This is a genomic window from Metabacillus sediminilitoris, assembly GCF_009720625.1.
Classification (GTDB): Bacteria; Bacillota; Bacilli; order Bacillales; family Bacillaceae; genus Metabacillus; species Metabacillus sediminilitoris.
Window position 1 is genome coordinate 5,101,463 of record NZ_CP046266.1, and the last position, 25,492, is coordinate 5,126,954.

Annotated in this window: 18 protein-coding genes; 6 read left to right on the top strand and 12 right to left on the bottom strand. The window is 33.8% G+C overall.

Translation table 11 applies throughout. The annotated features are described in order from the left end of the window. Positions 1-14: 14 nt before the first annotated feature. The 7 genes from GMB29_RS24625 to galU all read right to left on the bottom strand — a co-directional run bounded on the left by GMB29_RS24625 (position 15) and on the right by galU (position 9,975). The gene (locus GMB29_RS24625) at positions 15-1,988 is read right to left on the bottom strand and encodes a capsular polysaccharide export protein, LipB/KpsS family (RefSeq protein WP_136352309.1); all 1,974 of its coding nucleotides are present in this window, start codon (positions 1,986-1,988) and stop codon (positions 15-17) included. Positions 1,989-2,165: 177 nt separating this feature from the next. Then, positions 2,166-3,158 (bottom strand): KpsF/GutQ family sugar-phosphate isomerase, encoded by a 993-nt coding sequence (locus GMB29_RS24630; protein WP_136352308.1) that lies wholly within the window; start codon positions 3,156-3,158, stop codon positions 2,166-2,168. A gap of 63 nt (positions 3,159-3,221) precedes the next feature. Further along, positions 3,222-3,965: a hypothetical protein gene (locus GMB29_RS24635; RefSeq protein WP_136352307.1), complete on the bottom strand. Its 744-nt coding sequence runs from the start codon at positions 3,963-3,965 to the stop codon at positions 3,222-3,224. Continuing rightward, positions 3,934-6,504 (bottom strand): glycosyltransferase, encoded by a 2,571-nt coding sequence (locus tag GMB29_RS24640; protein ID WP_136352306.1) that lies wholly within the window; start codon positions 6,502-6,504, stop codon positions 3,934-3,936. Before GMB29_RS24640 ends, GMB29_RS24635 begins: the two co-directional genes overlap by 32 nt. A gap of 25 nt (positions 6,505-6,529) precedes the next feature. Beyond that, positions 6,530-8,059 carry an ABC transporter ATP-binding protein gene (locus GMB29_RS24645; protein ID WP_155443944.1) on the bottom strand — a complete coding sequence of 510 codons (1,530 nt, stop codon included), beginning with the start codon at positions 8,057-8,059 and terminating at the stop codon, positions 6,530-6,532. A gap of 14 nt (positions 8,060-8,073) precedes the next feature. Next, a complete protein-coding gene (locus GMB29_RS24650) occupies positions 8,074-8,856 on the bottom strand; it encodes an ABC transporter permease (RefSeq protein ID WP_136352305.1) in 783 nt (260 codons plus the stop codon). A gap of 234 nt (positions 8,857-9,090) precedes the next feature. Continuing rightward, positions 9,091-9,975 (bottom strand): UTP--glucose-1-phosphate uridylyltransferase GalU, encoded by an 885-nt coding sequence (galU, locus tag GMB29_RS24655; RefSeq protein WP_136352304.1) that lies wholly within the window; start codon positions 9,973-9,975, stop codon positions 9,091-9,093. A gap of 258 nt (positions 9,976-10,233) precedes the next feature. Between galU and GMB29_RS27775 the strand changes: the two genes are divergently transcribed. The 5 genes from GMB29_RS27775 (at position 10,234) to GMB29_RS24675 (ending at position 16,997) form a co-directional block, all read left to right on the top strand. After that, positions 10,234-10,551, top strand: a complete 318-nt coding sequence (locus GMB29_RS27775) for an N-acetylmuramoyl-L-alanine amidase (protein ID WP_264766585.1) — start codon at positions 10,234-10,236, stop codon at positions 10,549-10,551. 5 nt (positions 10,552-10,556) lie between these two features. Then, positions 10,557-11,411 (top strand): N-acetylmuramoyl-L-alanine amidase, encoded by an 855-nt coding sequence (locus tag GMB29_RS24660; protein ID WP_319941517.1) that lies wholly within the window; start codon positions 10,557-10,559, stop codon positions 11,409-11,411. Positions 11,412-11,534: 123 nt separating this feature from the next. Continuing rightward, entirely contained in the window at positions 11,535-13,910 is a 2,376-nt protein-coding gene (locus GMB29_RS24665) for an SH3 domain-containing protein (protein WP_136352303.1), read from the top strand. Between the two features lie 122 nt (positions 13,911-14,032). Continuing rightward, positions 14,033-16,645, top strand: a complete 2,613-nt coding sequence (locus GMB29_RS24670; RefSeq protein ID WP_136352302.1) for a M14 family metallopeptidase — start codon at positions 14,033-14,035, stop codon at positions 16,643-16,645. 187 nt (positions 16,646-16,832) lie between these two features. Next, positions 16,833-16,997: a hypothetical protein gene (locus tag GMB29_RS24675; protein WP_155443945.1), complete on the top strand. Its 165-nt coding sequence runs from the start codon at positions 16,833-16,835 to the stop codon at positions 16,995-16,997. Between the two features lie 114 nt (positions 16,998-17,111). Here GMB29_RS24675 and GMB29_RS24680 read toward each other — a convergent pair whose 3' ends face one another. The 5 genes from GMB29_RS24680 to GMB29_RS24700 all read right to left on the bottom strand — a co-directional run bounded on the left by GMB29_RS24680 (position 17,112) and on the right by GMB29_RS24700 (position 23,671). Beyond that, on the bottom strand, positions 17,112-19,442 hold the full coding sequence (locus GMB29_RS24680) for a S8 family serine peptidase (RefSeq protein ID WP_136352301.1): 2,331 nt from the start codon (positions 19,440-19,442) through the stop codon (positions 17,112-17,114). A 222-nt stretch (positions 19,443-19,664) separates the two neighbouring features. Next, the gene (locus GMB29_RS24685; protein WP_136352300.1) at positions 19,665-20,186 is read right to left on the bottom strand and encodes a KdsC family phosphatase; all 522 of its coding nucleotides are present in this window, start codon (positions 20,184-20,186) and stop codon (positions 19,665-19,667) included. Positions 20,187-20,195: 9 nt separating this feature from the next. Beyond that, positions 20,196-21,173 carry a KpsF/GutQ family sugar-phosphate isomerase gene (locus tag GMB29_RS24690; protein ID WP_406600296.1) on the bottom strand — a complete coding sequence of 326 codons (978 nt, stop codon included), beginning with the start codon at positions 21,171-21,173 and terminating at the stop codon, positions 20,196-20,198. A gap of 19 nt (positions 21,174-21,192) precedes the next feature. After that, on the bottom strand, positions 21,193-22,014 hold the full coding sequence (kdsA, locus tag GMB29_RS24695) for a 3-deoxy-8-phosphooctulonate synthase (RefSeq protein ID WP_136352298.1): 822 nt from the start codon (positions 22,012-22,014) through the stop codon (positions 21,193-21,195). Positions 22,015-22,390: 376 nt separating this feature from the next. Then, positions 22,391-23,671: a hypothetical protein gene (locus GMB29_RS24700; protein ID WP_136352297.1), complete on the bottom strand. Its 1,281-nt coding sequence runs from the start codon at positions 23,669-23,671 to the stop codon at positions 22,391-22,393. Positions 23,672-23,903: 232 nt separating this feature from the next. Here GMB29_RS24700 and GMB29_RS24705 point away from each other — a divergent pair, with 232 nt between their 5' ends. Beyond that, complete coding sequence (locus GMB29_RS24705; RefSeq protein ID WP_136352296.1) at positions 23,904-25,475, top strand: L,D-transpeptidase family protein; 1,572 nt, start codon at positions 23,904-23,906, stop codon at positions 25,473-25,475. Positions 25,476-25,492 lie beyond the last annotated feature (17 nt).

Consider the following 25,492-nt stretch of genomic DNA (forward strand, 5'->3'; position numbering starts at 1 on the left):
TTGTTACCCCCATTTTAATGATTTTGTATGATTTCTTTTAATAAGAATCCTACTTTTTTTAGACGATTTGGTATTTTTATCTTGTTTTTCACTTCGCCATTTTCAAAATATTTATTTCGTTTTTCAATAAGCTTATTGACAACTGTATCACAGGAAACTCTTATCTCATTTTCCCAATCATAATATGTTGGATACACAAGCAAAGCTCCGGCAATAAGTTCATCTAGTGTTAGGGTGCGCTTTCTTCGGTTTACTTTATGACGATCATAAGTCAAGCCCCATCCGGCATAAAAAGGTGATCCATACGTATATACCGTTTTATCCCTTAGTAATGCGTCAAATCCTGTTAGAGATGTCATCGTATGGATTTCATCTGCAAATTCTATACAGCTTATGATACTTGCATCAACCTCGATATGATCACATGCATCAGTTATAAAATCTGAGGTTACCTCACCCTGCCGATTTCTTGAAACGATATCCGGATGCGGTTTGTAGATAATATAAGCATCAGGATTTTGTTCTCTCACAGAATTTAATAAATCAGTATTCGTTTTTATATCTGTACACCCATAACGAATGGAAGCATCATCCTCAACTTGGCCAGGTACTAAAATAACCTTTTTTCCCTCGCTAGGTAGATGTAGAGATTCAATTGGTTCAGAATTGTATTTTGTCAATTGATTCTCTACTATTTTTCTTCTAATTTCTCTTGCATCATCAAGCATCTTATCAGTAAACAATTGAGAATTAAGAATGTTTTCTAATTCACTCGCTTCTTGAGGGTTGTAATAAATGCCTTTGTGATCTAACGCTAACGACCATGGGAGGGTTACATTCGTTCCTAAACCCACTGATCGAATAAAACCGTCCTCAATGCGCATAACTGGCTTATTCCATTTATCTGCTAACTCTCTTACGTCCTCTGGCTCTTTATGCCCCCAAACTAGTAATTCACTTTCTTGATCGAATTGCTCATGTACCTCATGAACTGTTTTGGGAAAATAAATAGTATTAAAAGGAGTTTTAGCAAATGGCCGGACAAATCCTCTTTTCCATGGCTGAATACCAAAGCAATAGATCTTTTTCTCCTTAGGTACGAGCTGATTCCTTTTTTTGTCTTCAATTATTTTAATGATATCATTTAAATCAGTAGGCATCCCTGTTAATGGATTTATTTGCTTTTCATAGATGTAAAAAAAGATGGTAAAAAGTTCTAATAATGTTCTTCCCTTTTTTGTACTACTACTTTTCATATCATCTGTTGTAAGGCCCAATCCAGAATAGAAAGGTAACCCGTAGCAATGCACCTCTTTATTAAGCAGAAGCGCTTTAAATCCTTCAAACGACTCCACAACAAATACTTTTTTCGCCTGATAGAGCAATTCTTCAGCTTCAACAGCACTAGTAATGATTCTTATATTCTCATTTTGACAAAGCTCCTTTAGGTAACCTTCGCCCTCAAATGTCGATATAATGGTAATCGTATTTAATGGATAGCTTTTCATTACCATATCGACCATTTTACTAAAAGCAGCTTCTTTTTGAATATCTAGCGATTTTTTCTCATCGACTAATATAATGCTTCCATTCTCATTAGCATTATCTCTAATTATGTAATCGAAAGCCTCTTTCGCTCTTTCCAATAAGTCTCCTTTCACATCAGCTGTATGAATTAAATCATTTAGTTGCGAAGAGTCCTCATTGTTGCGAATCGACATGTCCTGATCAATTATTAACGAGTACTCAAAATCAAACAGTTGATCGGCATTCATAAATTGACAGGATAATCCTTGTTGAATTGTATAAAATGGTAGATTATTTTTCTCAGCTAATTTTATCCCCTGTTGAATGTAAAACTCATTGCCGTAAGCAGTTATGCCTGTTAATTGATTTATGTATTTTCTAGGTTGGTAGGTAATTCTTTCTTGAAAAAATGAATCCAGAAAAGGAATTCTCTGCTCTTTTGGACAAAATACCCCAATCATATTCTCTTAACTCCTTAAGATCATTTCTACCATAGAAACAATACCGTTGGTCATCTCTAAAGTGAAAATAAGTGTAATAAGTAAACGGAGACATATGTTCATTATCTCCTTATCATCCATAAAAAAGAAGTCCTCTTTCTTGAAAAAAAACACACTTCAAGATATGAGGACACTCTGTTATCCTAATTTTAATATATCATGTAAACGAAGCATTCCAACATACTCATTCTTATCCATTACTGGAATGACAGAAATTTCACGTTGATTCTTCTCCATAACTTGAATAGCCTGGCCAGCTGTTATCCCTTTATTTATAACGATTGGATTTTTTGTCATGATTTCCGATGCTTTTAATTGAAAAGAATGTTCTCCATGCTTTTCAATGGATCTTCTTAAATCCCCATCTGTAATAATTCCGATCATTTTTTTATCATGATCCAATACCACTGTACCGCCTAAAGGTCTTTTTGTTAACTCCATGACAATATCTTGAAATTTATCGTCAATTGAGACAAATGTATACGAGTCAGAAGCAAGTAAATCCTCAACATTTAATGTTAGACGTTTACCTAAACTTCCTCCTGGATGATATAGTGCAAAATCGTTGGAAGTGAATCCTATTTGCTCAGACACAACTAATGCTAATGCATCACCTAAAGCCAAGGTAACAGTTGTACTTGTAGTAGGAGCCAAATTCATATGACATGCTTCTCTTTCAATAGATAGTGTTAAAACAATGTCAGCATGTTTTCCCATCGTAGAGTTTTCATTAGCCGTAATTGCAATCATCTTTGATTCAATTTTTTTTAGAGTAGGAAGGATATCTGAAATCTCTTGTGATTCACCACTTTTACTAATCGCTAAGACAATATCATCCTTTTGAACAATTCCTAGATCACCATGTAAACCTTCGGCAGGACTCATATAAACAGCAGGAATTCCCAAGCTGGACATGGTTGAAGATATTTTTCTGCCAATCCAGCCTGATTTTCCTATACCAGTTACAACAATTTTCCCTTTACATTCTGTGATCATTTCAACTGCATGATAAAAACTTTCACCTAAATCAATACCTGTAGTTAAAATCGCTTGAGCTTCCTCTTGTAAAATCGCTTTCCCTTTAGAAATAATCTGATCATATTTTGTGGATATTATATTTGGTGATGACATATGTTACACTCCTTTATCAAGAAATGGGTTGATGTTACATCATACACACAATAAGCTATATGATTAGCCTATCCCACCCTTTACTCCATGATTACTTTTAAGTGAAAAAAGATGAAGGATTTGATAGATTAATTCTTTCGTCATGAAATCCGAGGTATGTTCTCCGTTCGGAAAACAATCAAACATATATAATCCATTTTTTTGTTCAAGTGATTTTTTTAAATATTCTGCTGCTTCTAAATCTGCTGGATATGTTCCATATTGAATATAAAGACTTGGCAGTGACTCCCTTGATGCTATGATCGAACCTAAATTTGGCAACGGACCAACTTCTTGTAATACTTGCTTCCACTTTTGCCAGCCATATTGATGAATAAGCTCTTCATTTGCTTGCGGTACTACTGAAATGGCACCTTGAAAATTCAACTTAATCGCATAATAAATGGCTGCATATCCTCCCATTGAGGAACCGATTGTGTAAATTTCTTTCACATTTTGCAGCTCACTTATAAGCTCGATTAACTGAATCGTTTGCCTTTCAACAAAGTAATCATCCTTATAGCCCAAATAATATAAGCCACCTTTTTGCTTACCATTATTATCTGAGATAAAAAGAAAATTAATATCCCACTCTTCGTTTTCTTCCCAAAACATACGAATTCTTTCATATATATGCGGGCCAAGTGTCGTAAAGCAAACTAACATTTTATCACTTTTAGAAGGGTATAGTACATACTTGACTTCCTTATTATCAATACGTGCAGTTCTTTCGTATCTAGATAGTACCCTTGCTGCGTTGAATTCCATGTTCTTCACCTTCATTATCACTAAGAGTTAACACTTCTTCATACGCCTTGATGTAATCCTTGATAATGTCTTCCCATGATTTTAGGTTATTCGTTTCAAGAGCTCTCAATCCCATTTGTTCTAGCAATTCAGGATTTTGAATAAATTGTTCTATTCGTTTAACAAATGCTTGATCATCTTCATAATCAACGATGTAACCATTCTGGCCATTTGTCACCATATCCGGAACAAAACCACATGGAGTAGAAACAACAGGAAGACCTGTTGCTAGCGCTTCCGGTAAGGATGCTGGACCGCCCTCGGCCTTTGAAGTAATTAAAAATAAATCCATTTGACTATACAATTGAGGAAACTCACTATAAGGAATTTTCTCATATACTTCAGAATCTACCCCGAGCATTTCGCAAAATTCTTGTTCTTTCTTTCTGTCTTGTCCAATGAAGACGAATTTAACTGGCTGGTCTTTTAAACCTTCAATAATTTTGTATAATGTCTCTTCACCTTTAATTAGCCTAGGATATCTACGGCTAGAAAAACCAATGACTAGCTTGTTGTCTGAATTAATCTCTTTCTTATATACATCCTTAGGTTTAAAGCTTGTATCATAACCATGCGGGATGACTTTAATTGGTTTTGATTGTCCAAGGTACTCGGAGATTCTTTCTTTTTGTTGTTCATTTAAACATAAAATCATATCACCAAGTTTATAGCTGTCGATAAAGTGTCTTAAGCTTAAGCTTTCTGAATCACGATCGAAATCATGGTGAACCGTTACAATACCAGGATGTTTAATATCCGATTTACTGGCGTTAGGTCTCCAGTAATGATAAACATCTGCATTCTTTAACGATTTTTCAGTCACAATCATTAAATAATCATCTTTTAAAACATGATTGAATCTAGCTAGCATATCCTCGAATATTTTGCTGTATGTTGCTTGTCCCATAACCATGTTCACAATTTTTTTAGAAGTCATTTTTGCCTGTATGATACTAAAATACATACTTGCTCTGTATTTAAGGGCTAATGCTGCCTTTTTAGGTTCTTTAATTGCTTTTCTAGCAAGTGTTTTTACACGTCTTAATTTCAATTTATATTTTTTAAGCTTTTTATTTACACGCTGAATGATACCTGCTTCTCTGCTTTTATTAAACGCAGTTACTTCATAAAACTTCTTTTCAAAATTTATGTCTTCACCAGTTCTTTTAAAGCAATTACTATGTAGTAAATGATAGATAAACTTCCTTACTTCCCGTAATTCAATATGCTCCAGACGCGGTTTTGATAATGCAATATCAATAGAAAGAGGTAAAAATTCAGGCTCTGTTACGTCCACAGTCCAGCCTTTATTGCCATAAAAAGCATTACCAACCTGAACAACTCTTTTCCCCATATAAAGCATCTCTAAACCTGCTTGACTACAAGACGTAATGCCTATTTCAGAGAAATCAATTAAAGAATCAATATTTACATCATAATCGACAGTGAAATTGGTAATGGAATGGTCAGCTAACTTTTTTTCCAAGACGCGCTTTGATAATTCTGTTGTACTATTTTGTTTATGATTTTCCCATGGGTGCAGTTTGATAAAGAGATGACAATCTTTTTTATCAGCAATCGATTTAATGACATTTACATAAAAATCAATGGAAGATTCATAATTTTTCAAATCTCTCGTAATGGAAAAATCATTTAATACTTGCCCTATAAGCAGGATTAATTTTTTATTTGGATCAATATTATAACGTTGATATAATTCTTCTTTCGTGAGCTTGTTAGGCTGGACAACATTTAGATTTAAACGATTAGCCATCGTCTCTTCAAGCCATTCTGCTTGCTTGTCAAGAAAGTCTAGTCCTTGCAGCCTCACCCATTTCGAATGATCAGCAAAACGATGGTTGTTCGTAATCATGCCAGAAGCGCTGTCTGCATAGTGGAAATCTTTTATAAATGAACCTTCAAATGAAAGAACATTTATATTATTCCATTGGGCAACAAGAGTTGCAGCTCTCGAATAAATGGTTGTACCACCAAACACACATACATTATTTATTTTTACTCTCTTTAATGTAGCAGCCCAATAATCAATCCAAAATGCACCTATTGCAAAATTATAAAATACTAAATTTTGAAATGTTTCATCTTCAATTTTAGAGCTTCTAAGCCATTCTAATAAACAATCTGAATCTGCTTGTTGTGCAGGAATTTCATTTGCTATGTAAAGCTGATAAATTTTAGGTGTAAGATATGCATACATTTCTGCATGGATAACATCCCAAAGATTATAGCCTTTATAGCTAACTTGCTTCAGTTCTGAAAGAGGCTTATCATTTAGATCTTTAAATAGTTCTTCATATTTTGAAAAATTCGGAAGCCCACTGATCTTTTTAAGCTCATATTTCCCAAAACTTTTTTTCAATGCAGGATATGCATTGTTATATTTAAAGGAAAAATCATTCTCCACAAACGAAATAAAATTATCAAAGTTTCGTTTGTGGAAATTAATTTGATCTACAAAGTAAAAATCGATTTTTTTCATAACCAGGTTTGCACTCCTTTGTGTGTCAATCCCATGAATGTTTTAGAAAAACTAGGCCGGATTTCTCTGTTTTATCATTTATGGAGCATTGTACAACATTCTCTTCTTTTTTTACTGTTCTTTTCTCTTTGTTTAATGTAATGATATCAAAAATATAGTTCCCATTACCTAGAAAAGATTTAGGGATCGTTAACACACCTGTTTGTCCATAGTTAATTGGCACTGTGAAGTGAGTAATTGGCACATACAATGATTTATTAATATATTTATGGAAAGTAACAACACCATATTTTACTTCCTCACTAGGAAAACTTAACCTAATTTCTATATCATCAGCCTTATTATCAAGTGTACATAGTTGATCAGATGATTGTTCAAGATTGGAAACGTTGTGAGGAACGTTAATAAATCCTCTCATTTTAAAGTCCTGCTTATGATTAATGACTGAAAAACTTAAAACACCATTTTTCACTTCAACAATTTCATTTGCACTGTTTAAAATCATCACATCGACGTTATATTTCCCGTTATATAAAGGAATCTCTTTTATTGTAAGAGTGGTATCAATGACACCTTCCTCGGATGGGTTCATGACAAACTCTGCGATCGTATCCGTAAAAGTTGAAATCTCATCTGCTTTTATTTTGACTTTTATGACTGGATTCTTTAATTTTGGATGAAGATTAACTTTTAATTTGATAGCAAGATCCTGCCCATGGCTAAAGATTGAAGTTTCTTCATTTTGTTCATTTAAGAGCACGCCTTCGACTAGATGAGTTTTGTAATTTTGGAGCCTTGTATTAAAACTTGCTTGAGGTGCATTAGCAAGGTCTTGGTATACTTTCATTGCATCCTCAGTTTCACCCATATAAACCAGCTTCCCACGATTTAAAACAATACATTTATCACAAATTCTCTTTATTTGTCCGATATCGTGTGACACGAATACGATTGTTTTATCTGCAAGAAAGCTCTCCATCATTTGCAAAGCCTTTTTTCTAAAGGAACTGTCTCCTACAGCTAGCACTTCATCTAATAAAACAATATCAGTTTCGATTGTAATAGCTACTGCAAAGCCGAGACGAACCTTCATGCCTGATGAGTAACTTTTTAATGGCATATCGATAAATTCTTCTAATCCGGAAAATTCAATAATCTGTGGAAATCTGTCTTCAATTTCCTTCTTAGATAAACCTAAGATAGCACCATTTATATACACATTTTCTCTACCTGTCATTTCTGGATGAAACCCTGCCCCTAATTCGATTAGACCACCAATTGAACCATTAATATTAATATCACCTTCAGTTGGGACTGTTACACCTGATAACAGTTTTAACAAGGTACTTTTTCCAGAACCATTAGAACCAATAATCCCAATTGCTTCGCCTTTTTTGACAGAAAATGAGACGTCTTTTAGTGCCCAAAAGTCATTATCTCCTCGATAATTCTGAGTTACTTTTGTAACGACATCCTTAAGACGTGTTAGTTTTGCCGTTCTAGAATATTTTTTCCCAACATGGGAAAATTCAATTGCGATATCTGTTGAATTCATGTTAACCACCATTCTTATAAAACATCAGCAAATTTTTTCTCTAATTTATTAAAAACAAGAAAACCGATCACGAAAATAACAATTGAAAAACCCGCAGTATATGCTAATGGAATCCATTCTGGCATTTGCTGATGTAATAATACTTTTCTATATGCGTCTAAAATACCTGTCATCGGATTTAAGATGAGCCATTGTTTGTACTCATCACCAATTTGCTCGAACGAATAAATAACCGGAGATAAATAAAACCATAGACGTGTGATAATAGGTGTTGCTAATCCAATATCACGAACATACACATTTAACGATGATAATAGCATCATAAAGCCCATTATTAAGATTAATTGTAAGAAAAATAACGGAACAATCATAAACATTGTCCAGCTTAATGTCACTTTAAAGTAAATAAAGATGATAACAAGACTGATCAGAGAATAAAAATAGTTTACTGATTCTGTTATCATGCGATTAACTACCAAGGATAGTCTATAAAACGCTCTCTGTTTTATTAATCCTGTTTGCCCGACTATTACACCTGGTGCGGCACTTACAGCATTCGTAAAAAAGTTCCATGGCAGTAATGCTGTTAAGAAAAACAGCGGATATGGTACTCCCTCACTCGGTAACCGAGCAAACTTAGAAAATACGACTGTTAAAATCAACATGAACATAAAAGGTTGAATAACAATCCACAATTTTCCTAGAAAGGATTGTTTATATTTTACACTTAGTTCTCTCTGAGCTAGAGCTAAAATAAAACCCTTATGCTCTCGTAATTGTTTTAAACTCTCAACCATCATCTCTACTCCTAACAATATGTGTTTGAAACACTAATATCTATTATACATAACGGTCAAAATAATTCTATAAAAGCAAAGTTTACAATTTTGTTACTAACTTAATGTACAAAGTTATCAAAAAAGTCTTATCTATACAAGTATTAACCTTTGTGTAAAAAAAAAGTCGATATGCAGAAAAATTCACATAAAAAGAGGCTGACTCCACTGCAGTGCCAGACCCCTCAATAACTATTATGTGTTGTTAACTACACCTAACTCTGTGATATAGCGAATAATATCGTCTCTTAATTCCGGACGTTGCAATCCAAAGTCAATTGTGGCTTTAATAAACCCTAATTTATCACCAACATCGTATCGTTTACCTGAAAATTCATATGCAAGGACTGGACTAGTAGCTAATAATGTATTTAAACTATCTGTTAGTTGAATTTCTCCACCTGAACCAGGAGGCTGCTCCTCAAGAATATTTAGAATTTCCGGTGTTAAGATGTATCTTCCCATGATCGCAATATCTGATGGGGCTTCAGTAACGTCAGGCTTTTCAACAAAAGAATCAACATGATAGATGGAGTTTTCAGTTTTCCCCTTAAAACCGACAATCCCATACTTCGAAACGTCTTCATGTTTTACCTTTTGAACACCTACTACTGAACAACCACTCTCAGAATAGACATCGATTAACTGTTGTAAACAAGGCTTTTCTTTCGTTTGGACAATATCATCTCCTAGCATGACAGCAAAAGGTTCATCTCCAATGAATCTTCTTGCACAATAGATGGCATGACCTAACCCTTTAGGTTCCTTTTGTCTAATATAATGAATATTGGCCAGATCAGAAATCGAACTAACCTGTTCAAGAAGGTCCCACTTCTCCTTCTGTGCAAGACTTGTTTCAAGTTCATATGATTTATCAAAGTGATCTTCAATAGCACGTTTTCCTCTGCCTGTAACAATTAGGATATCCTCAATCCCTGATTGTACGGCTTCTTCTATTATATATTGAATCGTTGGCTTATCTACAATAGGTAACATTTCTTTCGGCTGTGCCTTTGTTGCAGGTAAAAATCTCGTTCCTAATCCAGCTGCTGGAATTACTGCTTTTTTTACTTTCTGCATATGATCCTCCTACTGCAATAGTACAATTTACTATTAATTATAACTCAAATAGAATGTGTAATAAATCAATTTTATAGCTATTAAATTTAAAGCACTCCTTATTTCTATCATTCTATTATCTTCTACATACAACACTAAAAAATTCATCTGCCAATTCCTTATCGAAATTAGTTCCAAATCCCCATAAACTTTTATATGACATTTACACTATAAATTATCAAAGATAATTGATACAAACATTAAAAGGTTGAGTGAATCATGAAAAAAATTCTATTTTTATTAATGTTATGTATGTTGTTATTCACCTCCATTACTGTCCCTCATTCGGAAGCAAGTGCTAACAGTAAAAAGATTTGTATAGATCTTGGTCATCAAAAAAAATGGGATAGCGGAAAAGAGCCCATTGCCCCACGATCAAATACACTAAAAACGAAAGTATCCTCAGGTACAGCAGGAACCGTTACAAAAATACCTGAATATGAATTCACACTAAATATTGGACTAAAGTTAGAAAAAGAAATGGAAAATCGCGGTTATTCTGTTTACATAACAAGAACGGCACATGATATAGCTTAAGCAATATAGAACGTGCGGAATATTGTAATAATGTAAATGCAGATTTTACAGTTCGTATTCATGCTGATGGTAATAATGATAATAATATCTCAGGTATCCATATTTTATATCCTTCAGGTAAACACACAAAATCAATTAATAATACGAGTAAAAAAGCTGCTGAATTAATGTTGGAAGAACTAATAAATGCAACTGGAGCTAAAAAAGCATGGAGCGATGGTTTATCACCAAGAAGTGATTTAACTGGATTTAATTGGGCGAAAAAGCCTGTCGCGCTTCCAGAATTAGGATTTATGAGTAATGCAAATGAAGATAAAAAACTCGCAACATCTTCCTATCAAGATAAGCTAGTAACAGGTTTGGCAAATGGTATCGATAAATACTTTGGAGTCGATTATAACTATTTCTCTCCAACTAAAAATATACCCTTATATAAACATATGACAGGATCGGCAACGATTGGCACACTTTATAAAAGCGAAGAGTTTCCTATTATTACAGACGAGTTTGTCAATTGGTATAAAGTCAAATTCGGCAATACATTCAGGTATATTAAAAAAGCAAATACAAAAGGTGTATCAACTATTAAAAATAGTCATTTAAGTACAAATAGAGTGCCGTCTAAAACCTTTACTGCAAAAACAGATCTATTCGTAAAAGAAAATATTACTGGTAAACAAAAAACAATAGGAACTATAAATAAAAACTTTATTTTCCCTACTCTAAAGGAATTGGATAATTGGTTTCAAATTGAATTTTCAGGTCGAATCGTTTATGTATGGAAAAAAATACAACAGTGTTCGACTAAAGATGCATTTTATTTAGTTCTAAATTCTTATAATCATGAAATCAAAATATAAAAATGTCATTATTTGTAGATTCTACCCTATTTATCTAGTATAATATTTCAAGTAAATTACTATTTTACTAGAATTCATAGCTACTATGCTATTTTACAAAAAAAAACAAATGGAGGAGATCAATTGAAAAAAGCAAGAAATCTTGCAGTGGTATCTACACTTTTGATAAGTGGTTTGTTAACTACTAACGCTTTTGCAACTGAAAGTAAAACAACCAATATCGAAGTTAGTTCATATGTCACGCAAGATAATTTAACTGTACGGAATAGTCCAGGATTGCTTGAAGAAAAGATAGGAAAATTGACAAATGGTGCTGAGTTTGACGTCATAAAAGTACAAGGTGAATGGTCTTTAGTAGAATCTGAAACAATCAAAGGATGGGTTGAGAACAAGGACCTCTTAGCAGCCGATCTATTAAAAAAGGATTCTCCCAACCAACAAATAGCATCTGAAATCATTAATGGTGTGACGTACGGTGTTACTACATCATCAACTTCTGAAATTAAAAACGGTTATATGTCTTATAATAAAGTCTTAGATACTCTCGGTGCAAATCAGCCTCTAACTGTTTTAGAGGTTAAGAATGGACATTATCGCGTCATTGCGCCATATATTAGAGGCTGGATGCCTGTCTCAGATGTACAATTACGTTCTACACCCGTTCCATATACCGAGAAGCAGGCGGTAGCAGATAAAAATGGTGTTGAAGTACTTAACGGGTACATGCCTCATAACCGTCAGGTTGGAACATTAAATTTAAACGTCCATGTCAGAGTAATCGACTTAAAGAATGGATACTATCGGGTCGTTGCTGAAAACACACGCGGTTGGGTTCATAAGGACGATCTTCAATTAATGCCATCTGGTGTCTATTATGGAGTTACTACTAATAGTACAACTGAAGTAAAAAACGGCTATTCTGATAGCAATAAAACAATAGCTACTCTTGATCAAAATGAACCACTTACAGTTTTAGAAACAAAATCCGGTTATCATCGAGTAATTGCCCCATATACAAGAGGCTGGATAAAAACAACATCTGTAAATATCCAAAATACAGCAGTACCTTATGAAAAACAAACTGGGGCTTCTATTGCTGGAAATGTTTCTGTCCTTAATGGATATATGCCACATAATCATAAAGTAGGAACATTACAAGCTGGTCAAGAAGTTGAAATCATTGATTTGAAAAATGGCTATTATCGAGTCGTTGCAAGTAATACGAGAGGATGGGTTTCCTATCGTTCAATTAAATTAACGACTGAGTCAACACCACCTCCAACTGAAGAACCAGAAAAACCAATAGAGGATATTCAACAAAAAGATGGTGTTATCACTTCTTCCACATTGAATGTGCGAACAGGTCCTAGTACTAGCTATGCTTCTATTGGCTCAATTAGTTTTAATACCGATGTAAAAATTCTTGATGAGCAAGATGGCTGGTACAAAATTCAATCTGGCGACATGACAGGCTGGTCTTCTGGAAGTTATATTAATGTTATTCCTCAAACAGAGGATACCTACCAATATATTAATCTAAGAAAACCATCTAATGTAACTGCAGCACAGATTAATAACTATATTACTAACTATGAAAATGTTAATAATAAGAACAGTGTTTTTTCCGGTAAAGGACAAACTTTTATCGATATTGCAAGAAAATACGGTATGAATGAATTATTCTTTGCAGCTTTTGCGATTCATGAATCTGCATATGGAACATCTACACTTGCAAAGACGAAACAAAACCTTTTTGGGTTAGGTGCCTATGATAGTGCCCCATTTGATTCAGCTTATTATTTTGACACGATTGAAGAAAACCTTAATTATGAGGCTGCTTTTGTTCGTCATAAATACTTATCACCTGGCTATTTCCAATTTTTCGGCCCTTACCTAGGCGATAAAACAGGTGGAATGAACGTGAAATATGCTAGTGATCCTGATTGGGGATTTAAAATCGCAGGTCATATGAATAGGATTTTAGCTTACAATCCAAATGATTATGAGAATGCAAATACGTTTAATGTTGGAACACCAACCTATTCAGTTCCAGATTATACGGATAAATATCCTAACGGAATTATTGCTAAAGCAAATTCAAATCTTACATTATATTTAAGTAAAAATGGCGGTAAATCCGCAATTACAATTCCTAAAGGTGAAACTTTCTCTGTTTCTTCTAAAACAAATGACTATTGGATTCAACTTCGTTACAAAGGCCAGACGTATTGGACAACTTTTAGTTTCTCAACGTATAAAGACTACATGAGTATTCTTAATCTAATTAGAATTCAAGTCGAAGGCACTACTTTAAACGTTCGAGAAAATCCAACCACATCTAGCAACATTATTTCGACGTTAAATGACTATACACACGTAAGAGGTATAGTAGATGAGTATAATAATTTAGTTACAAGTGGTAGCTGGTATAAAGTAAGTACGCCAGACGGAAAAATAGGATGGGTAAGTACTTCTTATGCAAAACGAGTTTATCCTTAAAAAGAGAGTTGCTTAAAAGCAACTCTCTTTTTTTGCTATTTTTGTAGAATTTTGTATTTATATGAATATAACTTACTAGTATAATAGAACTTGGTTATTTATTACTATAAAGGAGCTGAAAAATGAAGAAATTACTACTAATTTCGTTTTTTCTTTGGATGGGGTTAGTACTTTTCCCAGAAAACTCGAATGCCCAAAGCTATGTCAATCCAAACCAAACATATACGTATGAAGAGATGACAGCAGATATTAGAAAATTGGGAATGGCGTATCCAGATCTTATAACGTACAAATCACTTGGGAAGACTCCTTATGGGAGAGAAATGTGGGCAGTTGGTATCGGACGAGGAGACGCAACGTTATTTATTAATAGTTCTCACCACGCAAGAGAATGGTTAACGACAAATATCGCAATGGAAATGATCGATCAGTATTCTGAAGCCTATGTAAATAATTCTACTATTGATGGCTACTCCCCTAGATCGCTTTTAAATGAAGTAACAATTTGGTTCGTTCCAATGGTCAATCCAGATGGTGTTACACTTCAGCAAAGTGGCTTAAATGCATTTCCTTCTTGGACACATCAATCGTTAATTAAGATGAATAACGGAAGTAAAAACTTCAAAAGATGGAAAGCAAATGCTCAAGGAATCGACCTAAACAGACAATATCCAGCAGGCTGGACAACTGGTTTAGTAAAACAACCCTCTTATATGAATTATCCAGGTAAAAAGGCTTTACAGGCTCCTGAAAGTGCTATGCTAGCATCCTTTACTTATTGGGTTGACCCTGAAATTACTGTATCCTACCATTCTTCAGGAAGAATCCTATTTTGGGACTATAAAATCGATAAAATAAACTATAACCGTGATTACACAATCGCAAAAAAAGTCGGAGACATGACCGGCTATAGTCTCGTTATACCAACCTCCACCCCTAGTGGTTCTGGTTATAAAGACTGGTTCATAGAAACATTTAATCGTCCTGGCTTAACACCGGAGATTAGCTATTATGTTCCTAATACAAATCCTCCAGTTTCTGTGTTCCCTGAGGAATGGCGAAGAAATAAAGCAGTAGGATTATACCTTGCACAAGAATCAGACAAACTTTGGGAAAAGAAAGTTACTCATGTAAATAAAACCATTACAACTTTCGATACCAAATCAACCTTAAATCGACCTAATGCTAAGCATGCTACTAATAAGACAATTAAACCTGGCGTATACAAAGTAGACGCAACAAAAGATAGCTGGCTAAGAGTCTCGACAAGTTCAGGTAAGACATGGATTTATGCATCCAGCTTAGTATATGGTCAAGTTGAGAATGTAAATGAACCATTATTATTACTAACGAAGAAAACATTATTCAGCATGCCGCTGCAAAACAAAAATACAAAGACAATCATTGATCCACAAGTCGTGACAGCTAAAAAGAAATGGAATAACTGGTATTTAATCAATACTCCATATGGAGATAGATGGATAACAGATGCATCCGTTATAAAAAATTATGCTCCAACGGCAATTAATGAAACCTATAAACTATTAGTCCCTAAAGTAGCATGGGCAGCACCTATCTATACAGCTAATAGAACATCATTACCAAAAGATTCAGTTGTAACAGCTACACAAAAGTGGAATGGCTGGATTCAGTTACAATATGATAGTAAACATTATTGGATTAGAGAAGATCATACACTAGAACCATTTACGATTAACAGTTCCACAGAGCAAGTAGATCAAAAAATTGTTTTACTTACAGGTAAAGTGCTATTTGATTTACCATCGTTTGGCTCAAACTCAGGCCAATCTGTTCAAGCAGGTACTTATCAAGTTGTTAGAAAGATGAACAACTGGTATGCGATTGACACATCTTTCGGAACAAAATGGGTTAGCGACTCTTCAGCAATTACTGAAAGCCAAACAAAGAAAATAGATAGTAATTATGAACTGTTACTACCTAAAGTTGCACACAGCATTCCATCATCATCAGCAGCAGTTAGATCAATTCCTGCCGGAACGATTCTCCAAGCAACTAGCGAATGGAATAATTGGACGTCAGTTATCTATGATCAACAAACGTACTGGTTAAGAACTGATGGTGTATTGCAGCCATTTATAATTGACCAATCGACAGAGCCTATAGATCAAGAGCTTGTATTACTAACAAGAAAAACACTGTTTAACCTTCCTTCTTACGGAAGCAATACAAATGAATCTGTTGAACCTATGATTGTAAAAGCAACTCGACAAAGAGGAAACTGGTACGCGATTAATACTGAATATGGTGAACGTTGGATTACGAATGCCTCTATCATTACCGATTATCATCCAACAGCAATTAATCAGCAATTCAAGCTATCACAATCAAAAGAAGGCTACACAATTCCTTCTTTAAACTCTAACAATTCAATCATTAATAAAGAGTCAATTGTCAACGGAAAGCAAACTTGGAAAGATTGGACATTAGTTGAACTTTCCGGAAAAGAATATTGGGTGAAAACTGATTCTTCACTTGTTCCATATACTAATCAACAAAGCGTTTCAAAAGTAAATACTGTTACTAATCAAGAGACTGTTACTGATCAAGAGACTGTTACTAATCAAGAGACTGTTACTGATCAAGAGACTGTTACTAATCAAGAGACTGTTACTAATCAAGAGACCGTTACTAATCAAGAGACCGTTACTAATCAAGAATCAATCACTACAGAAAATGAGAATGTAGAAGAATAACTCAATAAAAATAACCTACCAATGCGCTGGTAGGTTATTTTTTATTCCAAATTTACTATTTTAAAAAGAAAAAAATCATAATTAATAAAATAGTGCATATTTGTAAGATTACCACTCCCAAAAAAGGGGAATAATAACAAATAATATCTTTCTTTTTTTGCATTTACTTATGAAAGGAGAATGTATAATGGAATTCGAACATAATGAAAAAATCTGGGATGAACTTCATGAAATTTCAACTGGTCAGGTACCAAACGGATTTGAAAAATTAGAAGAAATGTTTGAAAACGGATTAATCGATTATGCAGATTATGAGGATGCAAAAAAAACGTTAAGTAATCTTTTTCTATAAATTTATTGAGTAAATCAACTAAAAATAAATGAATTTATTAGCCCGGCTGTTATGGTGTACAATCTCCTAATAGCCGGGCTATTTTAAGACAACTTATTGATTGCGTTTTACACATTACCGAATGTTAGAAAAATGGATCCAGCCTCGCTTTCCTCCATTAGTAATAACACGATAATAGCCCATTTTAAGGTCAATGATCTTGACTGAATCATCCTTTTGAAGATGTCCAATTACAGAGTTCCATGGCATGTAGCCATTTTTCATTTCTGCTTGATTTGTCTTCACAAATCCAGATTTTATCGGATATGGCAAAGGATTTAACGTCACTTTTACATCGGTTGCCTTTACCCACCCCCGTGAATAGGATGATATGACTCTATGGTATCCTTCCTTTGTTTCAATGATTGTTAATGGCTCATTGTTGTTAAGGGTTGCAATAACTTTATTATGATCTTTAAAACCGTTTCGCAATGAAGTGGTTGATGCACTAACATTTCCGTAATAAATGATATTCTTAGGGATAACAAGTAAGTGGCTATGATGTACCCATCCTCTAGAATTACTTCCAATCACTCGATAATAGCCATTCTTTAAATCAATGACTTTTACTGCTTCCCTGTCTTTTAAAGTACCCACTACTTTATTTTGCGGCAAATAACCATTTAAAATGTTTACATTATTTCCAAGTACAACTGCCTGCTTTTCCTCAAAGACTGTCTCTTTGCTTACTTTTATCATTTTAGATTGACTATTATTCCCTGCTCGATCAGTTGCAATGATTGATAGGTTCGTATTTACGCTTTGAGGAGGAACCGTCAAATAAAAAGAACCTGTTGATGATACTGTTGCTGATTTGATAACCGTTTTCCCATTTTTAACTTTCACAGTTGAATTAGCCTCTGCCTGCCCTAATACTGTCGTTGTCATGTTTGTTATTGCTCCAACGTTCGGCATAGTAGGCGGTGTCTTATCAGTAACTTTTATTGATAATGGTACACTTTCCACTCCATCATTTTTAACAATGACAGAGATGGTTGTTCCAGCTTTTTGTATTGGAATGCTGATTAAGAAGCTTCCATCATCTTTTATATTTGAACTACCTATCGTTTTGCCGCTGACACTCGCAATGATTTGAAAGCCTATATTAATAGATTTCCCCTTAATAGTAACATCATTGTCTCCAACTTGTTCTACATTGGGTTGAATCGGATTTGGATGAACCAAATAAGCAACAGATGCTTTAGGATTAATGAGACCATATCCATATAGATTGTCTTTTCCAGTCTTCCCTAAATCAATAGCTGTTGATTCAATAATGTTGCTAATCTTACTAGGAGTTAGAGTAGAATCTATTTCCTTATAAAGACTAACAATACCAGATACGATAGGCGCTGAAAATGAAGTGCCTTCCCATTGACTATAACTCCCATTTAATCCAGTTGAGATCACACTGCCATCGGCAACAATATCAACTTTATCGTTTTTGTTAGAAAATGAGAAGAGGTTATTAGATTTATCAATTGCTCCAACTGATATAACTCCATCATATGACGCTGGATACATATAGCGTGTATCTCCCTCGTTCCCAGCTGACGCTACAATCATTATTCCATGGCTAACAGCCTTTTTTATCGCCTCTTGCTCTAGCGTTGAGGAAGTTTCCCCACCAAAACTCATATTCATAATATCTACGTTATTATCAATAGCATAGTCTATAGCCTTTAAAACATCTTCTTGGTAGATTACTCCATCTGAATAGGCTATTTGTAGCGGTAAAATCTTTACTTTAGAGTTTCCAGCAACACCTGAAATACCAATTCCATTGTTCGTATTTGCTGCAATAATCCCACTTACTGCGGTTCCATGCCCATTCAAATCATAAACTTGAGAGCTGTTGTCTATAAAGTTATAACTGCCAGGGGCAATTACACCTTGTAAATCCTCATGTTTTATATCTAAACCAGTATCAAGAACAGCTACTACTACTTCATGAGTTGCTTTAGCTTTCATTAAATCCCATGTGTAAGGTAATTCAAGCTTTTCGATATATCCTTGCTGCTTAGTATAAGGATCATTTGGTAAAGAAAAGAGCTGTCGCGTTGTGTTTTCTTCAATAGACTGAATAGCCTTATTTCGTTTTAGCTCTTTCATTACTTTCTCTTTATCCGCATGATTATCGAAAGTAATTACATCAATATTCAAGTTTTTAAAGGATTTTTTATCCTTCATAAAAGTTTTATTTATATGTTTATCTAAATTTGTTCCTTTTTTATATGACACTAGCAGTTTTGTTTCTTTTTCCTCTCTGCTGGCTTTTTCATTCTGCAGTAATTCATTTTTTGTTAAAATCGTCTCTGCACTAGCAGTTGAATCATATACATGATTGCAAATAATAAATACAATTAAAAACATCGCCCAAAAAGGTAACTTGCAAGCAAATCTCATCCTATTCCCTCACTTATATGCTAGTATACTTTTACTTTACTTATTCTTTGATATGGTAGATATGAAATTATTAAACAAGTTATATTCCATAAATTTCATATCAATTATACCAAACAATCTATGGTTTAGTATAATTGCTATAATGTATGAATAGTACATAAATAAAGGAAATACAAAAACCTTAGCCCAATAATTCGGACTAAGGTTGATTCATTTTCTTATCTATTGAGTAATTTTAAATTTCCCTTGTAAATAATCTGTTAATAGAGCCGAGTAATCTCCCATTTGATTCAAAATATGATCAATAATCTCCCTTACAGCTCCATTACCGCCAGTTTCTTGAGAAATATACTGAACATGCTGTTTAACAATAGGAACAGCATTGGAAGGCGCGGCTGAAAATCCAACAACTTGTAAAATTGGAAGATCGTTAATATCATCTCCAACATAACAAACTTCCTCTAAAGTGATATCCAAATCCTTCATGATTTGTTCCATAACTTCGAGCTTGTCATGAATACCTTGATGAACATAATTTATTTTTAATTCTTCTGATCGCTTTAATACTGACTCAGAAGTTCTCCCAGTAATGATTGCTGTTTTGATTCCAGCATAATGTGCCAGACTGATCCCCATGCCATCTTGAGTATGGAACGCTTTATATTCCTCTCGATCTGATCCAATATAAAGTTTTCCGTCTGTTAATACCCCATCAACATCAAACACGATTAATTTAATATTCATATATACACCCTATATTCCTAATTTCATTAAATCATGGATATGAATCATTCCAATTGGTCGATTATTAGAATCAGCGACAGGAAGGACATTAATTTTTCGTTCTTCCATTATTTTAAGTGCATCAACTGCAAGCATATCAGAAGTAATAACAATTGGATTTCGATTACAAAGATCATCAACATGTGACAATAAAACATTATCAGATAGGGCAAACGCTCTTCTTATATCTCCATCTGTCAAAATTCCCACTAGAAGATCATGCTCATCGACAACACTTGTAGCACCCATTCCTTGAGCCGTCATTAAAAATAATGCCTCTTTAATCGATACATTCCCATGAACAACCGGGTTCTTATTTGTAGAAACAACAACATCCTGAACAGTTAATAACAATTTTCTGCCTAATGAGCCGCTTGGATGGTACACAGCAAAATCTTCCGGTTTAAAATCTCTCGCTTTTAATAAAGCAACAGCAAGGGCATCCCCAAGCGCCAACGTAACTGTTGTACTTGTTGTCGGTGCAAGACCAAGAGGACAAGCTTCAGTTACATCTCCAATACTAAGAACGAGATCAGACTTGACCGCTAAAGTAGATTTCGTATTTTGGACAATCGCAATCATTTTAGCACCAATCTTGTTTATAGATGGAATAAGTCTAAGAACCTCATCAGATTCACCACTATTAGAAATTGCGATAACAATATCTTCTTTTGTTACCATTCCTAAATCACCATGCAATCCTTCTGCAGGGTGGAGAAAAAGTGATGGCGTTCCAGTACTTGCTAAAGTTGCATTGATTTTCCGCCCGATAATACCAGATTTTCCCACTCCGGTAACGACGACTCTTCCATTACATGTAAGAATCATCTCGATCGCACGATTAATTGTTTCCTCATCAAGTACTTCTTTTAAGGATATGATTGCAGATGCTTCTTGCTCTAAAACTTCATGAAAACTTGAAAGATAACTTTTAGAAATTATTTCCATCTCCATCCCCCTATTTCCATTATCGCTTCATGATGTCGTCAATTTCTTTAATTTGCTTAAGAATGTTTTCTAATTCTTCTAATTTCACAGTGTTCGGTCCATCAGAAAGTGCTTCGTCCGGATTAGGGTGAACTTCCATAAATACAGAGTCAACGCCAACAGCAACAGCTGCGCGAGAAAGATAAGGAACATATTCACGTTTTCCTCCAGTCGTTGTTCCAAGACCTCCAGGAATTTGTACGCTATGTGTTGCATCAAAGACAACTGGAGCGCCAAGCTCACGCATTGTAATAAGTGAACGGTAATCAACCACTAAATTATTATATCCAAACGTAGAACCTCTTTCAGTTAAGAGGATGTTATCATTACCTGTTTCACGTAATTTCGTTACGACATTTTTCATGTCCCAAGGAGCTAGGAATTGGCCTTTTTTTACATTAACGATTTTCCCTGTTTTACCTGCAGCAACTAGTAAATCTGTTTGTCTGCATAAGAATGCCGGAATTTGAATGATATCTAGCACTTCAGCTGCTGCCGCTGCTTGATTTGGTTCATGGATATCAGAAGTAACTGGTAAATCAAACTGTTCCTTTACTTTAGCTAAAATCTCTAATCCTTTTTCAAGACCTGGCCCGCGATGTGAATGGATTGAAGATCGATTTGCTTTATCGTAAGATGCTTTAAACACGTATGGAATACCTAGTTTTGTTGTGAGCTCTTTTACCTTTTCTGCAGTAGATAAAACAAGTGATTCATCTTCTATCATGCAAGGGCCTGCAATTAAAACAAATGGATTATTTCCACCAAATTTAATATCATTTAAAATAACTTCTTTTGACATAGGAATTACCTCCAATTTTCTTATTCCAACAAATTTTGATCTTTCTTTAATTAAATATAGCAAATGAATGATTGCTTACAAAAATATGTATCGATTTTTGCTAATATTTATTATTACAGACACGCATCAATATCGTCTATTTCATTCATTTTTAAACAGTACATCAAGAAATTAATCGTCAATTAAAACTATCTACGAAAAATATCCAAACTTTATTTTACTTAATAATATACTACCTGTAAAGGGTATGTATTATTTATAGAATTACGCTATTCGAAAAGAAATTTTGATTTCACTAAAATTCTACTATCAAAAGAAATATAAAAAGTTGTGTTTATCATGGTTTGATAACACAACTTTTATTTCTCATTCATCTTTACTCATCGAGTATCCAATATTTCTTTCCTTGATATTCGATCTCTCCCCACTCATTCCACCTTCTAACTGCTTTCACTTCTGTTTCAGTTTCGACTGTTATTCTTTCAGCATCATAAAGTGGAGCTATATATATTTGTTTATTAGCAGTTAGTTTATACGTTTTTTCAAAAGGTATTGGATTAAAATCTTCTATTATATTGTCTCTATTTATCCAGAGCTGCTCTTGTCCATTATTAATAAGGTACCAGGTTTTCCATTGACGAGTTGCAAGAATAAAATGTTCATCTATTAATTTTCCAGTTCCATATAAAGTAGAAGGATATGTAAATAACTCATTGTCTGTCTTAAGTAAAAGTTCTTTGTTAATTAACTCTCCAGCAGATTGTGGATTCGCTGGTACCAAATTCGTTTCATAACTAGGGGATTTTAGATAATAGTTTTTCCCATTATAATCAACAGAAATCCAATCATTCCATCTTTCTATGATTGTAACTTCACTTTCTTTTGGGATAACTGCATTTGTTGATAATAAAGCAGGGGTAAAGTAACCTAGTCTCGGTTTAGTCAAAAACAATCTATTATTTTCCTCTGTCTTATCCGGCGCATATTCCTGAACAGACGAATCTGTTACCCACCTTTCCCTATTCTCAGTATCAATGGCATACCAGTTATTAAATTGCTTTTTAGCAGTCATCATTTGAATATCGACTTGTTGTTTTGTATTAGCATGCTGAGACGGTAAAGAAAAAAGGACTTTCTTTGTATTAAAGACTAGTTTCTTATTAATAGGCTGAACCGATTGTTCAAATGGTTTTAAAGTACGATCATTTTTTATCCAGTAGCTATTATTATGATAAGTAACTTGAATAAACCCATTCCCTTCATACATTGCTTTTACAACTGTACCTTTTGGAATTGAGATTCGATCATTTATGAAAAATGGAATGGGAACGGCAATCTTATTCGTTCCTAAAAGGTAAGTTTTATTTACTTTGGTTTGCTTAAAGTTCGTTATTACACTTGCATTAGTTATCCATTTCTCCCCATTTTTTGTTTCAATGGCATACCAATCGTTTTGTTTTTTAATAGTTTTAATAATTTGAGGATCTATTAATTGCTTAGTATTCGTATTTTTATCAGGACTATCAAATAGAGACTTTTTTGTTTTTAAAACGAGGAGCTGATCAACCTTTTGAAAAGCATGTACTTCAGCAAATGTAAAATTCATGAAAACTAGTAATAACAGTAAGGAAAATAAGTGAAGATTTATCTTAATCATAATCCTCTCCTTTCATGCACAAATTCTACAAGATTTTGGTCATTTCTTTTTAAAAAATATACGAAATACTCGCTTAAGCCATGAAATGAAGTACATGCCCTACAAAACATGTGTAATATTACATATTAGTTAGATGCAGAAATATGCCCATTTTTTGGATTTGTTCTTTTCTAGTCATTTATTAAGACTTATAATTTTATTAAACACCACATGAGGAGAGAGATTATATTTTATGAAAAAATCAGTTTTTATTTACATTCTAACTTTGATTATTGCAATATTCCCGTTCTTTTCAACCATCACAAACGCAGCAACTCCATCAGTTGAAAGTCAATTAAGTCAACTCAAAGGTGGTATTAATCAGGTCATTTTAGCGACCACTGATAAAACAAATTCAAGGAACGCAGAAATTTCGTTTTATCAAAAGAAAAATGGCAAATGGGTAAAAGTGTATTCTAGAATGAGTGGTGTTGTGGGAAAAAATGGATTAACTTCAAATAAGATTGAAGGAGACGGAAAAACGCCAAAAGGTGTGTATAGTCTGACTTCTGCCTTTGGAACTGCAACAAAACCTACAGGAGAAAAACTACCTTATACAAATACAAATAAGTATTATTATTGGATCGATGACGTCCATTCTAATGACTATAATAAGATGGTATATTACCAAGGTAATCCGGATAACAGGTGGAAATCCTATGAAAAATTAACTCATCCGTTATACTCTTATGTCGTTGCAATTGATTACAATACGAATCCGATTATTAAAGGTAAAGGAAGTGCAATATTCCTTCATACAAGAACTACTTCTACACAATATACATTAGGGTGTGTGGCAATTTATAAAGACAGCTTAGTGAAAATTATGAAACAGCTAGATCCTAAATTAAATCCACATATCATTATTAGTGAGAAAAGCAACTTGAATGCAACAATACTAAACTATAATAAAGAAATGGCTACGGATTCTGAGAAACAATATGATTTCTTTTCTCCAACTACTAATATTCCAGTATATAAGCAGATGACAGGTGATGCTACAATTGGAACAATAAACAAGGGAGAAGCTTTCCCAATTATCGAATCTAACTTTATTAATTGGTATAAAGTGAAGTTTGGTCATACTTACGGCTACATCAAAAAAGCAAATACAAAAGGGATTTCTACGATTGATCAGTCAAAGCTAAACAAAAGCAGAGTCCTTTCGAAATCATTTACAGCAAAAAATGAATTATATGTTAAGGGAAATATAACTGGGACCCAAATGACGATTGGAAAAATTAATAAAGGAATTTCTTACCCAATTGTTAATGAATCTGATTATTGGTATCAAATAGACTTTTTAGGAAGAGTAGGATATGTTTGGAAGGCCAATACATCATTGGATAAAAGTTATTTTTCTCCAAAGAAAAACATGAATATTTATAAACAGATGACAGGTGATTCAATTATTGGAACACTCTATAATGATCAAGTATTTCCAATTATTGATGATCAATTTGTAAACTGGTATAAAGTGAAAATCGGAAATACATTTGGGTATATAAAGAAGGGAGAAACAGAGTATCTAGCAAATGTTTCTGTTCCTTCATTAAATAACGGACTACCGAATAGTCCAAAAAAAGTAAAAGCCATATCAGATATATACGTTAAACAAAATATTACAGGAAACCAAATTACGTTTGGAAAGATAATGAAAGGAGTAGAATATCCAATTATTGAGGAAACAGGTAACTGGTATAAAATTGACTTCGTAGGGAGAATCGGTTACATTTGGAAATCTAATACAATTCTATTAAATTAAATTTTCACATGTAATCA